Genomic DNA, 14,941 nt, shown 5'->3' with positions numbered 1-14,941 from the left:
AACGAGAGCAGTATGGTTATAAATTAAAAAGCCAAGCCAACGAGCAAGATGCTTGATGGCTTGGCATGAGGATGTTCTATATGAGTATTAGTGCTTAGTAGTTACTATTCACTGCGTGCAGCAACAAATGCGTCGATACGAGCCATTACATCGTTCGTTACACGCTCCAGACGAGCTTGAGCATCTGCATTGTCCGTGCCTTTTACTGCGAAGTACATTTTAATTTTTGGCTCAGTTCCAGAAGGACGAAGGCAGAACCAGCTTCCGTCTGCAAGATGGAACTTAAGCACGTTCTCTTTTGGTAGATCATAGAGCCCAAGCGCATAGTCTTCTGCCTTGGCAACAGCTATGCCGCCAGCTTCAGTAGGGACATTTGCACGCCAGTCTTCCATAATACCTTGAATGACCGCAACACCTTCTACACCTTTAAGGGTACGGGACTGCAAGCCTTCCAAGTAGTAGCCGTGCTCCACATACAGCTCTTGCAGCACATCATACAATGTTTTGCCTTGCGCTTTATAATACGCGCCAGCTTCAGCAATTAGCATAGCACCAATGACAGCATCCTTATCACGTGCGTAGTTGCCAGCTAAATAGCCATAGCTCTCTTCGTATCCAAACAGGAAAGTATGCTCGCCAGTCTCATCGAACTGAGTCATTTTCTCTCCGATATATTTGAAGCCTGTTAGCGTGTTTAGTACGGTCATGCCAAACGATTCAGCGATGGAAGCACCTAGCTCGCTTGTTACGATCGTCTTAATAACTGCGCCATTTGAAGGCAGTGTGTTGTTCTTCTTCATCGCATCCAGTACATAATGTACCATTAGAGCGCCTGACTGGTTACCTGTCAGTACAACATATTGTCCAGTTCCATCTTTAACAACAGCACCCATTCGATCAGCATCAGGGTCAGTACCCATAATAATGTCAGCATCCCAAGCTTGAGCTTGCTCAATCGCGATAGCAAATGCTTCGCGCTCTTCAGGGTTAGGTGACTTCACAGTTGGAAAGCTGCCATCTGGCTGCTCTTGTTCAGCAACTACACGTACTTGGCTGAATCCGATACGCTCTAGCACATGGCGAACAGGTAGATTGCCTGAGCCGTGAAGCGGAGTGAACAAGACGCGGAAGTTGTTGCTCGTTTCACGAATGACGTCTGGGTTTTGGCTAACAGCTGCGACGGCGCTTATGTATGCCTCGTCCATCTCTTTGCCTAGCCAGACAAGCAGTCCTTGTGCTTCTGCTTCTTCACGTGTGAGGCGCTTTACATCAGCTAGTGACGCAATGCCGCGAATCTCACCTATCACTTGATCAGCTGTATCAGGATTAATCTGAGCTCCATCTGCTCCGTATACTTTGTATCCGTTATATTCTGGAGGATTGTGGCTTGCTGTCACAACAATACCTGCGCTAGCTTGCAACTGACGTACCGTGAACGACAGCTGCGGTGTTGGACGCAGTGATTCGTATACGTACGCTTTGACGCCGTTGCCTGCAAGGACAAGAGCAGCTTCTAGTGCAAACTCAGGTGAAAAATGACGAGAGTCGTATGCGATTGCAACGGAAGGTAAATCCGTGGCTGCGTTCAAATATTGAGCCAAACCTTGAGTGGCTTTACCTACTGTGTATACATTCATGCGGTTTGTTCCTGCGCCTATAACTCCACGCAGACCGCCTGTGCCAAATTGCAATTCTGTATAGAAACGGTCCACAATTTCCTTGTCTTGGCCAGCGATTGCTTGAAGTTCTTGCTTTGTAGCTGCATCGATATGCGGATCGTTCAGCCAGATCGAATACATTTCTTGAGAGCGATGATCGGTTGCTAACATAGTATCCTCCTTAATTTCGCATCGACGGATGCCCTATAATTCTAATGCCATCATAACAAATTTTTTTGTAAAAATGTAATTTGCTAGATTCGCTGCAGTGATAAAGACGGAAATATCACTCTTTACTATACTATGGTGCAACTGTGTAGGAATGTCCTTTTTTTCATAGTTGTATATAGGGTCAGACGTTAAGAGTAGATGAATTGGATGCTTTGTTCAATCCTAAGACCGATGCTCGATTTGTGAGATAGGACTATACTTGCAGCATCTGAATGAACGTAGGAAAGGTGGTCATGTATATGGCTTCAAGGACAAATAGAATGGATGGTCTTGATGTAGCTAGAGCCATCGCTATTTTTGGAATGTTGGCATCCTCAACAAGTATTGATCCAGTATGTAGACTTTTGGACGTTGGAAGGGTTTTTACGGAATCTGCTGTTTAATGGGTATCACCCTGTATTTCCGTGGCTATGCTTGTTGCTTATTGGAATGTGGTTGGGGAGACAGCCCTTAGCGACGTATGCGTATCGTAGACATTTACTGCGTATAACAATAGTCCTCTTTCTATCGGTGGAAATATTATCCTTCGGTTTGATATACTTGCGGGTAGCAGGCATAAATCTGGATACTGACGCTTATTTATTTGGTACGAAGCCTTATCCGCCAGGCTTGTTCTACCTAGTATCTAATGTAAGTTCGTCCATTATCGCTATCCTTGCTTGTATGTACATTGCTGAGAGACTGGCAAATAGCCCAGTGATAACTTTGCTTATCCGTACAGGACAAATGGCGCTGACGATTTATGTGTGGCATGTTGTATTTGGAATCGGCATATTAATTCTATTTGGTTGGCTGGAACATCAGTCACTTGCTGCAGCACTGATGTATGCGATAGCCTTTTTTACGTTAAGTGCAATTGCTGCGTACTTTTATCGTAAGAAGTTTGAGCGAGGGCCAATTGAGCAAGGTATGAGGAAATTGTGCGGTTAGCTCTGTCTGCTTAAGGAAGCACCTTAGTGGACAACGACACGGAAAGGAGTTGAACAATCGAGCTTATGGTCATTTCCAGACGATTGCATGCTTACTTTCAAGAGCCCGGGTTTTGGGATTTTTTAAACGAAACGCCGCTCGGGTTTAAATTATTTTTTGGTGCTATCTTTATTTTTATTTTTGGTTCCATCCTCATATCTATTGTTACAGGTATTTCACGCTGGTTATCGAATAATAGAGCTCCTCAAGTATCGGAAGTTTGCAAAGTGGTGGGCAAACGCGTTGAAGTATGGGGAGGGAGAAAGAACTCAGGCGTTAAGAAGGAGCATTATGTGACATTTGAACTGGCAGATGGGAGTAGAATGGAGCTTCAAGTTGAGTCAACAGAGTACGGCTTGATTGCTGAGGGTGATCAAGGCATGATTTCTTATCAAGGAACTCGCTTTTTGAACTTCAATCGAGAGATAAGTGCTATAGACCGCTCCCACATGTAGATGAACAAATAATATTTTTGAAAAATGGGAAGGAGGGGAGCATGAGCGGATGTTTATTCCTGTACTGCGATCTATGCTAGTAAGAAGCTTGCCGGCTCTCATCCATGTAGTGCTAACACTTCTCTTTATTCAGTGGCTGTATACGTATGAAGATTATGATCATAGTTTAACTATTGGCGTATTCATACTTATTACCGTCAATTTCATTTCTACTTCCCTCGTATCGCAGGGGCAGTGGAGGCAGCTTATCATATCGTTCACTTCGTTTTTCATATACATGGTCTTGTATGCATTCGTGGTTCCTTTGATCGGAGGTTTATACGAAGCAGATGGTGACGATTCAGGAGAAGGATTTACGGCCATGTTCGGTATAGCCATCTCTCTCATCGCCTTTTTAATCGGGACGATGCTTGGTATTGTTGTGAATGCTCTTCGTAAGCAAATAAGGATTTTCTTTGGTAAGGGATAGTGCCAACGGATATCGATACATGGTAGTAAATAGGGTGGTTGAATAGAGGATTGCTTAACAGGATTGGAATAACCTGTAGGCAATCCTCTTTATTTGTTTGCCTATGTAAATGAGGAGATTTGTATATTTTTGGCGAGGGATAGACATTACTAAAGATTAGTGATATTATCATTGATAATCATTATCAATTGATAAAATGAACGGATACAATGTCGGACGTCCAATTTCAACTCAGATCGGTATTGGCATAGATAAGGTAAATTATTTGTAAAAGGGAGTGGGCGCAGTGGAGAGATTGCGTACAGAACAGCTTCGGATTGGGTACAATGACACGGTAATTGTAGATAATTTGAATGTATCGATTCCAACGGGAAAAATAACGGCGCTAGTCGGTTCTAATGGTTCAGGCAAGTCTACGATATTGAAGACGATGTCTCGGATTATGAGGCCTTCGGGAGGAGATGTCCTGTTGGATGGGCGCTCTATCCATGAACAATCTACGAAAGAAGTAGCCAAGCAGATGGCTATTTTGCCGCAAAATCCAACAGCGCCTGAAGGTCTAACGGTTTCGGAGTTGATTAGCTACGGTCGTTTCCCGCACCAGAAAGGCTTCGGCTCGATGACAAAGGAAGATCGTGAGATCGTCCAATGGGCGATAGAAGTGACGGGACTTGCCGCTTTCCATGATCGTCCTGTTGATCAGCTATCTGGAGGTCAACGTCAGCGTGCTTGGATCGCGATGGCGCTTGCGCAGCAGACGGATATTTTATTTTTGGATGAGCCTACGACATTCCTTGATATGGCGCATCAGCTAGAAGTTCTGCAGTTGTTGCACAAGCTTAACGAAGAAGAAGGACGGACGATTATTATGGTCGTTCATGACTTAAACCATGCGTCTCGCTACGCTCATCATATGGTCGCAATTAAGTCAGGTACGGTCATTTGTGAGGGAACGCCAGAAGAAGTCGTAACGCAGGATGTTCTTCGTCAAGTTTTCGGTATCGAAGCGGATATCGTGCCAGATCCACGTTCTGGTGTACCTTTATGTTTGCCATATCAATTGGCATCTGTGACAAAGAGTGGTCATACATTCATTCCTCGCCAAGGTAACAATGATACATCGCAGCTTGTTGCGGATACGAGGGAACTAGTTGCCGCAAACGGATAATGATACTCAGAACGAAGCAACGAAGCCGCGAAGCAATGAAAGATGTTAGGTATGGTTTCATGGACAAATTAAATTAGATAATAATACAGCTGTCTCCGTTCTAGGGTTAACCTGAGCGGAGGCAGTTTTTTTATTGTATGCTACATCCTTATAGTTTTCGATAACTATGTTAAGAAAAGCCCTCATCTCACATCTTTGCGTGTAGGATGATTCGCAATGAAAGCTCCCTAATTGGATGGTGCTGTGTCAGGTTGACCTAATATCTTCAATAGCTGAATCAACTGCTGTTGTTGTTCATTAGTCAGGTGACTCATTCGATCGTGTAGAGTTTGAGCATGTTCTGGGAAAATACGAGCAATGACTTCTTCGCCTGCAGGTGTTAGTTCGATCATAATGACGCGACGATCCTGCTCCGATTGCTTGCGGATTATGTAGTCTTTACTTACGAGCTTGTCCACAACATAAGTCATTGTGCCACTAGCAAGCAGAACCTTGCTGCCGATCTGCTGAATCGGAGTAGGCCCTTTATGATAAAGCAATTCAAGCACAGCAAATTCACTTAAGTTCAAGCCATACCGTTTAATGTCTTGCTGGGACACCTCCATTAAGGAGCGTGACGCACGAGACAAGACAACGAGTAGTTTAAGTGCTTGCTCTATCTCAGGGCCGTAATCTTTTGTTGATTTCTTTTCGTGCATATTATATTACCGCCTTTGTATATATCTCGAAAATAATTATCTTGAATATGAGGAGAATATAACATCCTGTTCTTAGGATGTCAAGTTAAGTGTCATCATATAAGAAATGGCGGGTGAATGAAGCCCAATCAATGCTTGTTGTGTGTTGTAAGGCTGGTACAAATGGTAGGAGATGAGCGGCAGCAGAGGAATGGACAGAGGCGGCTAGCGCTTGTGTAAGTCGATGAGTAATGGTGGGTAGTGTTTGTTCGGAAGCCGCCGCAGCCGATCGCATCCAACGGCTGGATGAAATCCAATCGGATCGATGCCATGCCGCAGCAGACTTGAGAACAGCAGAGGGGTGCTGTGCGATGGTGTAGGCGGCAGCGTGTTCATAATGGTGCGCAGCTTGAGCATAATTACTGGTACGTTCAGCAAGAAACGCTGCCATCCAATGTGCTCTCCACGTACTAGCACCATCAGTGCTCGTATATAGGTGTGTGCGATCTCCGCAGGATGCGGCTTTTTCGGCACAACGGTAGGCTTCTGCTAAGCTGCCACGGATGGCATACAAGGTGGAACTGAGCAGCAGCAAATCTGGAAAGCTTGGAAATCGATCCATCGCTTCTTCGGCTAATCGGACAGCGCTATCTATTTGCTTAAGCGAATAGTAGGTAAAGACAGCTTTAAGCCATACGTCAGAAGAATAGCCTGGCAAGCGAGGCTGCTTGGATAAGGAAGTAATCGTCCGCAGCAGCCAGGGAAGTGCTTCTGCATAGCGTTCTGCTTGGAAATGTTCTGTCCCATAAGCATACCACCATAATGGATTTAGCGGCTCTTCTTCTAGTTGCAAATGAAGCAAATGCAGGTTCCGTGCTGATTTATCTTTGTTCTGCAAGCGCTCGGTTACGTATCCATCATGCCATATGGTGAAGGAGCTCCAACATATGGCTTCTGATGATTCTTCTGTTGACACGATTTCAATAGTAGAGGTGATGTCTTCGTGAATGCGCCCAGCATAACGAAGGCGGGGATCGTTACGAAATAGTCGACACGCCATATCGGTGGCACTACAAGCTGGTCTATGGTTAAGATTATGGTTCCAGCAGTGAGTTAAATGGGCAATCCGTACATAACAGCCAAGAACGTGCGGCTGTGTAAAAAAAGCTTGCATTTGTTCTTCTTTCCAACTTTCTCTATCTATGATTTCGTCAGCATCCAGCATTAATATCCATGGCTGCTCGGCTTTGTCGATAGCAGCATTGCGTGCGGCTGAAAAGTCATCTTGCCATTCGAAATGATAAACGGAAGCCCCACATTCCTTTGCAATTGCGGGGGAGGCATCCGTTGATCCTGTATCGACAACGATAATTTGAGCCACCAGATCTTTAGCCGATTGTAGGCAGCGACGCAGCACGTCCTCCTCATCTCGAACGATGACACATAAAGTTATGGGGTAAGAAGGGGTCGTCATGTTGTAGAAGCCTCCTTTGTCTGAGCTGAAAGTGCCAATGCATAGAGGGGAAGCAAAAGGCGTGAAGTGGCTGCTGACGTGCGTGACCGAGGGTACTGCTGTAGCCTTGCTAAGGCTATATCAGCTTTAGACAAATAGGATAAGGCTTGTGCAATAGGCGTGTTATTTGTTGTAGGTTGTACGTGTTGTGTATGTTTTGGTGGGCTTGATAAGTTGTTATCGTGATTGTTGTTGTTGTTGTTGTCAGCAAGTAGATCAGCTAATGAAACTGTAGCAGATGTGCGCGATGGGTTTTTGGCTGCTGACGAAGCGGTTGAACGAGCCGAGGCAGCAGTTGGCTTTGCCTGCGGCGTAATGCTGCTGCCGACAGGGGGAGTGGGGGCATTATGGGCAGCGGAGGCGTGAGGTAACTCAAGCGCTGAACCGCCGCCATGCTGTGCCGCGCTGAGCAATGCGGCGCAGAGCGCCTGCGGCTGCACTTGCAGCCATTGCGCTGCGGCTTCGCTTAGCGCAGGCAGGTCGCCCTGAACGCGGCGCAAGCGCACGCTGGCGAGCCAGGCCGCTGCCGGGCAGCCTTCCGCCGCCAATGCGGCGTCGAAGGCGCGCGCCGCTTCGCGCCATGCGCGCGCCTCAAGCGCCCACGCGCCCAATTGCATATGGGCGCGAAAAGTACCCACGCCTCCTTCGGTATGATAATGCGAGGGAGGCGTGCCAATCCGCGCCGCCTCGCGCATCGCCTCGATGGCAGCGTGACGATTGCCGCTGGCGTCGTAATACACCGCCAGCGCAAAGTGGAGGTCAGTATAGTCGGGGAAGTCTTTAATACCGGCCGTGCATAGTTGCACGGCTTCGTCTATTTTTCCACTCCGCGCACAAGCCCAAGCTTCTATTTTGATCATCAGATGAGTAAACGAAGCGGATAAGGGTGTAATCTCACGTGCTTCACGGAGTAAGGTGAGGGCGGTTATGTCATCGCCTTGTCTCAATCGCTCAACAGCAAGATTAAACAAGTGGAACGGCTGCCTTCCTTCGTTTTCAATGATTCGTTCCAGCATGTGTATGTTGCGAGCAATCTTGTCTTTGCCACTAACAATATGCGGCTGGTAGCCTAAGTGAAGCACGCGTATCGGTGTGAAAGCGAGAACGGCATCCACCTTCTCGCGAATAATGACAGATGCTATTTGTTCGTGAATAGCTCCCTCGAAACGATAAGCCTCTCGATTGCGAAACAGCCGAAGCAGCGGATTGACCGTGATCGGAGTCGGATCGAAACCGTCTCCGATCGCATGTTCCACCCTTAAAAAGTACCCTTCATAGGGATCGTTCCCTTCCACTAGCTTGCGGAGCAGTGGGATGCTTTCGGCATCTAGGCGCTCATCTGCGTCTAGAATAAGGACCCACTTGCCTGTTGCATGAGCCAGTGAAAGATTTCTAGCTGCTGCAAAGTCGTCGTTCCACGGTATTTCAAGGACGATAGCCCCCGCCTGCTTGGCAATAGCTATCGTTTCATCGGTTGAGCCTGTATCTACGACGATAATCTCATCTACTACTTGACGTATACTGTGCAGGCAATCCGGAAGTAGATGCTGTTCATTCCGAACGATGAGACAGGCGGACAGCTTCACTTTGGACAAGTTGGATGTTCCTCCTTTGCAGTGTGGTGCGCGGCAGTTCCCAAGGTGTCGACGATAATTGCTCGATTGCCAGACGAATCATCTTGAGCTGTTCTTCCCACGCTTGCTGCTTAGGATCAAGCGCAATGGCCTGCTGCAAATAATGCTCAGACAGCCGAACATACGTAAGTGCCAACATACGATCAAGCCTCGCGGATACGTCTTGCTCGACGTTTTCTTGCTCTTGGTGCAGCAGTCGGGCACCTTCTAACAAGTCGAGTGCTTCCTGCCAGTGCTGTTTCTGCATGAGCACCTCGCCTAGCATCATGGCTCCTTCTGCATCAAGCCGTTGTTCCGACATCGCTTTAAGTAAGATGTCTGCTGAGTTGTAAATATCACCAGCGGCATACAAGGCTTTGGCACACTTCAAATCGAGGTTCCCAGCATGGAACGTCCATTTTTGGAGTGGTTGAATAAGCGCTTCATCGCGCAGCAGAGCTATCCATCGATCTAGAACTTCATATAGCTCGCTGCTTTGGGAAGTTCCCTCAAAAAGGGATGCGGCTCTGTTCTCCCCGATATCACGTTTAGGATGAGCAGTTTCTACTACGGACTGCTCATCTGGATGCTCAACCGTATATTTATGAATATAGGCTTTCCCGCTTGCAATGGCTTGGCTGGACCTTGTCAGCAGCTTGTAAGCCTCACGGACAGCAGGTGTCCAGGTGGCACTGCTGACGAGAGCGGGCTTTCCTTGCAAGTGAGCTTGCCATGCACAGATGGCCTGCCAATCTTCCAGCTGTCTGCGCTCGTTATCATGCAGTCGCGTCGTCTGCAGTAAATGGTGCAGCATTCCATTGGCTTCCGCATATCGTTCTTTGTGAATCCAAGCAATGGTTAATCCATAAATAGCTTGGGGTGTAGATAAACGATTGACGCACAATTGGGCAAGGGAATGATGATAGCCAGCTTGTTTGTAGACACGAACGAGAATAACGGCGCTAGGGAAGTTGATTTCTTTCCATAGTGATTCAATATGAGTGACAACCTCTTCTTCTGACACATGCAATTCCACAGCAGCTCCTACGAACCCGTGAAGTGCGGGTTCATATTGTGGATGGTCAACAAGTGCAGTGTTGTAGGATTTGAGTGCTTCACTATATTGGCGCAGCTGCCGGTATGTCTCCCCAATCCACGTATGTGCGATATAGCTGTTGCTTCCATTTTCCGTGACGTAGTGGTCAGATTTTGTTGTCAGAGCATGTTGGAAGCTGTGTAAAGCATCTTGTAATAACCCTTGTTGAAACAATGACTGTCCTTGCAAAATATAGAGTTCGGTATATTCAGAATAGCTAGAAATAGCCTCATGCAGCCATTCCTCCGCTGCATGGGGGTTATGTTGTGCGAGCAGTACTTTGATCGCATCCCGAAATAAGGTTGGACGATAAGCTGCGTGGAGATCAACGTTCTCGCGAGAAAGACGGAACCACCGATAGGCCTCATCCAGTTCTTGCTGCTGAACAGCGGTGACTCCAAGTCCATACAGCAAAAAGGCGTCGGTAGGATTCAGCTCTATACTTTTGAGCAGCAGTTGTTTATTGCGTTCGGGCTTGTTCTTACGTTGGATATGCTGTGGAAGTGTGCCAATGTGATCAATGGTGATCGCACTGTCCGCTAAAGCTGCTTCTTCATAGATTTGCGTAATGGAAGGTCCGATATCTTCGTGAATCCTACCTTTATAGTGGAAGGTATCACGGCGTCGAAATAGCCTTACTGCACGATGGCAAACAGCTAGCTGCACATCTTCTTCACTCAGTCGATTGATAATTTTCACAGTGCTGCCTTCGCCATTTGTGTGGTAAATCCATTCTCGAACATCCTGGATCGAACTTGTCAATCGTTCATCTGCATCCAGTACAAGTATCCAATCCGTCGTCATATGCTGTAGTGCCTCGTTGCGTGCTTCTGCGAAATCATTATTCCATTGCAGCTGAATGACATGTGCTCCTTGTTGGAGAGCAATTTCAGGAGTGCCGTCAACGGATCCTGTGTCAGCAACAAGACATTCGTCAGCTTCCTTTACACTGTCTAAGCAAGGTCCAATTAATGCTGCTTCATCACGGGCTAGTATGAGGACGCCTATGGTAAAGCTTCGATTGCCATGCGAAATATACATACCCTCTCACCTCATTGTTCGCACGTGCAGAAAGAGCACATGGTGCTCACGTGCTCTTTCGTGTTGTTAGTTATTAGGTTATGTGAGGGCTATTTATTAGGTACCTTGCCCATTGAAATAAACATCAATAGTAGCCGGGGCTGCCAGTAAGGCAAGTCGGTATGACAGTCTGGTGTATTTTAAAAATCTGGCAGGAACGACAACGTCAGATGCACCAGCTGCGATCGTTGCTCCATTTGTATCGACGAAATAGTTTGTGCCGTCTGCGCTTATTTCGACTCTAGTTACAATAGACCCTCCCTGTCTGTTATAGACGAAGTAGGAATATACGCCCAATACGCTTGTCGTTACTGCTGGTAGTGGAGCGAAAGTAGTAGATGATGGCTGGACATTCAAGACAGATGATTCTACGAAGCTTTTTTGCGAAATCGAAGTGACACTAGACAGGGTACCTGCAGTTATCGTTGCACCAAGGATGCTGGTAATGGTGCCAATGTTATTGACGGCAGCTAAGGTGCCTCCAGTGATAGTCGCACCAAGAACACTGGTGATGGTCCCGTTTAGAAGGTTGCCTACCGCGGACAAGGTTCCACCTGTAATGGTAGCACCGAGAATGCTCGTAATAGTACCAATGTTATTAATAGCGGAAAGAGTTCCGCCTGTGATGGTGGCACCGAGAATACTGGTAATGGTGCCAATGTTATTGACGGCAGCTAAGGTACCACCAGTGATAGTCGCGCCAAGAACACTGGTGATGGTACCGTTTAGAAGGTTGCCTACCGCGGACAAGGTTCCACCTGTAATGGTAGCACCGAGAATGCTCGTAATAGTACCAATGTTATTAATAGCGGAAAGAGTTCCTCCTGTGATGGTGGCACCGAGAATACTGGTAATGGTGCCAATGTTATTGACGGCAGCTAAGGTACCACCTGTGATAGTCGCGCCAAGAACACTGGTGATGGTCCCGTTCAAGAGGTTGCCGACCGCAGACAAAGTTCCGCCTGTAATGGTGGCACCGAGAATGCTTGTAATGGTACCGATGTTATTGACGGCAGCGAGAGTCCCACCCGTGATAGTCGCGCCAAGAACACTGGTGATGGTCCCGTTCAAGAGGTTGCCGACCGCAGACAAAGTTCCACCGGTAATCGTAGCACCGAGAATACTGGTAATGGTGCCAATGTTATTGACGGCAGCTAAGGTGCCTCCGGTGATAGTCGCGCCAAGAACGCTAGTGATGGTACCGTTCAGGAGGTTGCCGACCGCAGACAAGGTTCCGCCTGTGATGGTGGCACCGAGAATGCTGGTAATGGTGCCAATGTTATTAACGGCAGCGAGAGTCCCACCCGTGATAGTCGCGCCAAGAACACTGGTGATGGTGCCGTTCAAGAGATTGCCGACGGCGGATAAGGTACCCCCCGTAATAGTGGCACCGAGGATACTGGTAATGGTGCCGATGTTGTCTACAGCAGCTAATGTCCCGCCCGTAATCGTTGCTCCCAGTACACTGGTAATCGTCCCGATATTAGTGACGGAAGATAGCGTCCCTGCTGTAATGGTTGCCCCAAGGATGCTGCTGATCGTTCCATACATCGGAACACTTAGCAGATTTCCATTTGTATCCGTTCGGAGTGCGACATTATTGTCAGACGGGTCTTTACCGAATATTAATGTGGTTAAATTGGCGGGATCCGTCTGAAAAACATTATAGTTAGGCATTTGCTATTGTTCCTCCTCCTGACTTCCTAATGATTGAGCTTGATAATAGACATCAGCCGTGCCCGATTCGCCTTCTGCGGTGGAAAGTGTTAACCGCATCCATCTTAAAAATCGGAGAGGTACTGCTACTTTCATCGTTTTAGGCTCAATGGTCAACGTCGAGTCTTTCGCAAAATCTATCCCATTAGGACTTATTTCTAATTCAGCAATCAATGGGACTGAGCTGTGATTATGAATAGCATAAGAGATAACAGATGCTACGGATGTATCTTGCGCAGGCAGCACGGATTGTTGATGGATCGTTAACTGCATAAATTTCTCTTCTTGAAAAATAGTTTGAGTGCCGCATAGACAATCACAAGGGGGTTCCGGATCAGGTGGGCAGGGTGGTTTAGGTGGAGGACAAGGATGAGGGTGATGACTTGGCCGACAGGTAAGGTCCACACATAACTTCCATTTCATTTTGCGAGATGGTTTAGATGGACAAGAACGCCAATTGTGAGGTCGACGAACTCTTATAGGACTGATCGGATGACTACATTTAGATTTGTTACGTTGGCATTTTTGAACTCGCTGTTTTCGTTGTTTGTGGAGCTTATTGGAGCGGGACGAGTAGGTTCTCTTTTTCAACCGTCCTGCTTTTTTCTTGCGACGGTGGTTAGTATGCTGGGATCTGCTAGGAAGGGAGGAAGAAGGGGGTCTTCGTTTTCTCTTTTTTACATGAGCTGATTTCGAAGAGCTGTCTCTTTTCACAGAATCAATGGGGGGAGATTGCTGACGTACATCGTGTTGTGCGCAATTATTGTGATTAAATATGTTGAATATATATCGTGAAGACGGGAAGCGTCCTTTCCAGAGAAAAGCCTCCATTCCACGTTCTCTTCTACGCTGAAGTCTAAATGTATACAGCGACTTCCGGCGTGCAGAACTTAGACAGCGGGGTACGGAATGAGTTTCAGTAGGCCATCTATTTCGATTATAGGTATCCATCGTACATCCGCCTTCTTTCTCCATGAGAATTTGTATATGTATATTAATTATGCATGGCAGAAGGAGTTGATCACGGCGCGAGCCCCATGTATGATGCTAATTAGTGAATCATCTGTAGAGAGGGAGAAAAGAATGCCGCATTTAATTTTTCGAGGAGTAGCCGCAGAACAGTTGGCTCCGGTTAGTCAACAGCTAGCAGAGGAGCTGGCACAATTGTGTCAGTGTGGAACAGATAATTTTACGCTGGAATGCTTGCAGACGACAGGAGTATGGGTGGGGAAAGTGGTTCCTTCCTATCCTTTCGTGGAAATTAGTTGGTTTGAAAGAGGAACAGAAGTGAGAAATCGCTTTGCTGAGATCGTGACACGGCATGTATTAGCAACAGGGATAGAGGAAGTAGAGGTTGCTTTCCGTACGTTCGAACCAAGTCATTATTATATTCAGGGTGTTCCTTGTAAATAAGAACTGCATTTATTTGGAGTAACATAGAAGAGGGTGAGCTTGCATGATACGATCATACAGGCTCACCCTCTTTCCTAATTTTTAGTTGAAAGTAAACAAAGTTAACCTACATTTCGCTTTCTTGGCCGGAATGGTAAAGCGATAGCCAGCAGTGCTAGCAAAGTGGAGAAGCCTAACGCTGAATAAAAGATGGCAGCACTATCTTTGTTATTCCATGCAATTGCTACATAGGCCCACACAAATACGAGCACAAATGCCGCATCACGGTTCGGACCACCTATTACCCACGCCAAGAAGGTGCCAATAGCCAGCAGGGCAAGCGTCCAAGCTTGATCACTCCATCCGAAATGATCCCATCTTATTGCATGCAGCGCGACAGCAATGTTAACGATGGTCGCCACGGTAATCCAGCCAAAATAAATACTGAAAGGCAATTGAACGAGCCATTTCTGCCCTGTAGTTGGGTAACGATGGTTACGAACGCTGCGATAAATAAATACTAAGCTGATAAATAATCCGAACATGGCAATAAGGGACAGCCACACTTGGTCATAAAAGTAATGCCACAATACAATCCAAGTTATATTGAACAGACAGCTCAAAACGAATAATGGCCCAATGGCACGTACCGTAGTTTCACTTCGAGGCAGCAACTGATAACATGCGAATCCGACTAACAAGGTGTAGATGAGGATCCAAATGGTAAAAGCATAAGTTGCAGGTGTGAGGAGTACGGGGTACATCGCTGATACATCACCTGTCGTAACGCCGTTAAAAGGGATGATGTTGGCAAGCCCATTTATCGCAATGACGGCAATTATCGCCACGAGATTGAGCCATTTCCATGCGGATGTTTGCATAGCGAACCCTCCTTATCGTTCTA

General features: G+C 46.8%; 13 protein-coding genes. 5 read left to right on the top strand and 8 right to left on the bottom strand.

Annotation, left to right across the window (positions count from 1 at the left end; genetic code table 11):
- Positions 1–104 precede the first annotated feature (104 nt).
- Positions 105–1,829: a phospho-sugar mutase gene (locus tag IFO66_RS16670; RefSeq protein ID WP_192026247.1), complete on the bottom strand. Its 1,725-nt coding sequence runs from the start codon at positions 1,827–1,829 to the stop codon at positions 105–107.
- A gap of 357 nt (positions 1,830–2,186) precedes the next feature.
- Between IFO66_RS16670 and IFO66_RS16665 the strand changes: the two genes are divergently transcribed.
- The 4 genes from IFO66_RS16665 (at position 2,187) to IFO66_RS16650 (ending at position 4,950) form a co-directional block, all read left to right on the top strand.
- Positions 2,187–2,819, top strand: coding sequence for a DUF418 domain-containing protein (locus tag IFO66_RS16665; RefSeq protein WP_192026246.1), 633 nt, complete (start codon positions 2,187–2,189; stop codon positions 2,817–2,819).
- Positions 2,820–2,884: 65 nt separating this feature from the next.
- The gene (locus tag IFO66_RS16660; RefSeq protein WP_192026245.1) at positions 2,885–3,313 is read left to right on the top strand and encodes a DUF2500 domain-containing protein; all 429 of its coding nucleotides are present in this window, start codon (positions 2,885–2,887) and stop codon (positions 3,311–3,313) included.
- A gap of 49 nt (positions 3,314–3,362) precedes the next feature.
- Positions 3,363–3,782 (top strand): hypothetical protein, encoded by a 420-nt coding sequence (locus tag IFO66_RS16655; RefSeq protein WP_192026244.1) that lies wholly within the window; start codon positions 3,363–3,365, stop codon positions 3,780–3,782.
- 286 nt (positions 3,783–4,068) lie between these two features.
- Positions 4,069–4,950, top strand: a complete 882-nt coding sequence (locus IFO66_RS16650; protein WP_192026243.1) for an ATP-binding cassette domain-containing protein — start codon at positions 4,069–4,071, stop codon at positions 4,948–4,950.
- A gap of 227 nt (positions 4,951–5,177) precedes the next feature.
- On the opposite strand, the gene IFO66_RS16645 is transcribed toward IFO66_RS16650, so the two are convergent.
- From IFO66_RS16645 to IFO66_RS16620, 6 genes are all read right to left on the bottom strand, one after another.
- Complete coding sequence (locus tag IFO66_RS16645; protein ID WP_192026242.1) at positions 5,178–5,648, bottom strand: MarR family winged helix-turn-helix transcriptional regulator; 471 nt, start codon at positions 5,646–5,648, stop codon at positions 5,178–5,180.
- Positions 5,649–5,733: 85 nt separating this feature from the next.
- Positions 5,734–7,101 carry a glycosyltransferase family 2 protein gene (locus tag IFO66_RS16640; RefSeq protein WP_192026241.1) on the bottom strand — a complete coding sequence of 456 codons (1,368 nt, stop codon included), beginning with the start codon at positions 7,099–7,101 and terminating at the stop codon, positions 5,734–5,736.
- Entirely contained in the window at positions 7,098–8,726 is a 1,629-nt protein-coding gene (locus IFO66_RS16635) for a tetratricopeptide repeat-containing glycosyltransferase family 2 protein (protein ID WP_337913254.1), read from the bottom strand. The genes IFO66_RS16640 and IFO66_RS16635 overlap by 4 nt, the downstream gene beginning before the upstream one ends.
- Positions 8,692–10,890 carry a glycosyltransferase gene (locus IFO66_RS16630; RefSeq protein ID WP_192026239.1) on the bottom strand — a complete coding sequence of 733 codons (2,199 nt, stop codon included), beginning with the start codon at positions 10,888–10,890 and terminating at the stop codon, positions 8,692–8,694. The genes IFO66_RS16635 and IFO66_RS16630 overlap by 35 nt, the downstream gene beginning before the upstream one ends.
- A 96-nt stretch (positions 10,891–10,986) precedes the next feature.
- Entirely contained in the window at positions 10,987–12,606 is a 1,620-nt protein-coding gene (locus IFO66_RS23840; RefSeq protein WP_225445829.1) for a DUF6385 domain-containing protein, read from the bottom strand.
- A 3-nt stretch (positions 12,607–12,609) separates the two neighbouring features.
- The gene (locus IFO66_RS16620; protein ID WP_192026238.1) at positions 12,610–12,918 is read right to left on the bottom strand and encodes a DUF6385 domain-containing protein; all 309 of its coding nucleotides are present in this window, start codon (positions 12,916–12,918) and stop codon (positions 12,610–12,612) included.
- A gap of 810 nt (positions 12,919–13,728) precedes the next feature.
- On the opposite strand from IFO66_RS16620, the gene IFO66_RS16615 reads away from it, so the two are divergent.
- Positions 13,729–14,058: a DUF1904 family protein gene (locus IFO66_RS16615; protein WP_192026273.1), complete on the top strand. Its 330-nt coding sequence runs from the start codon at positions 13,729–13,731 to the stop codon at positions 14,056–14,058.
- 101 nt (positions 14,059–14,159) lie between these two features.
- Here the strand turns inward: IFO66_RS16615 and IFO66_RS16610 are convergent, their stop codons facing one another.
- Positions 14,160–14,918 (bottom strand): tryptophan-rich sensory protein, encoded by a 759-nt coding sequence (locus IFO66_RS16610; protein ID WP_192026237.1) that lies wholly within the window; start codon positions 14,916–14,918, stop codon positions 14,160–14,162.
- Positions 14,919–14,941 lie beyond the last annotated feature (23 nt).

The sequence above is a fragment of the Paenibacillus arenosi genome (genome assembly GCF_014841135.1).
GTDB lineage: Bacteria > Bacillota > Bacilli > Paenibacillales > Paenibacillaceae > Paenibacillus_B > Paenibacillus_B arenosi.
The sequence above is the reverse complement of the archived record's forward strand: the minus strand, read 5'-3'. Positions and strand labels throughout refer to the sequence as shown.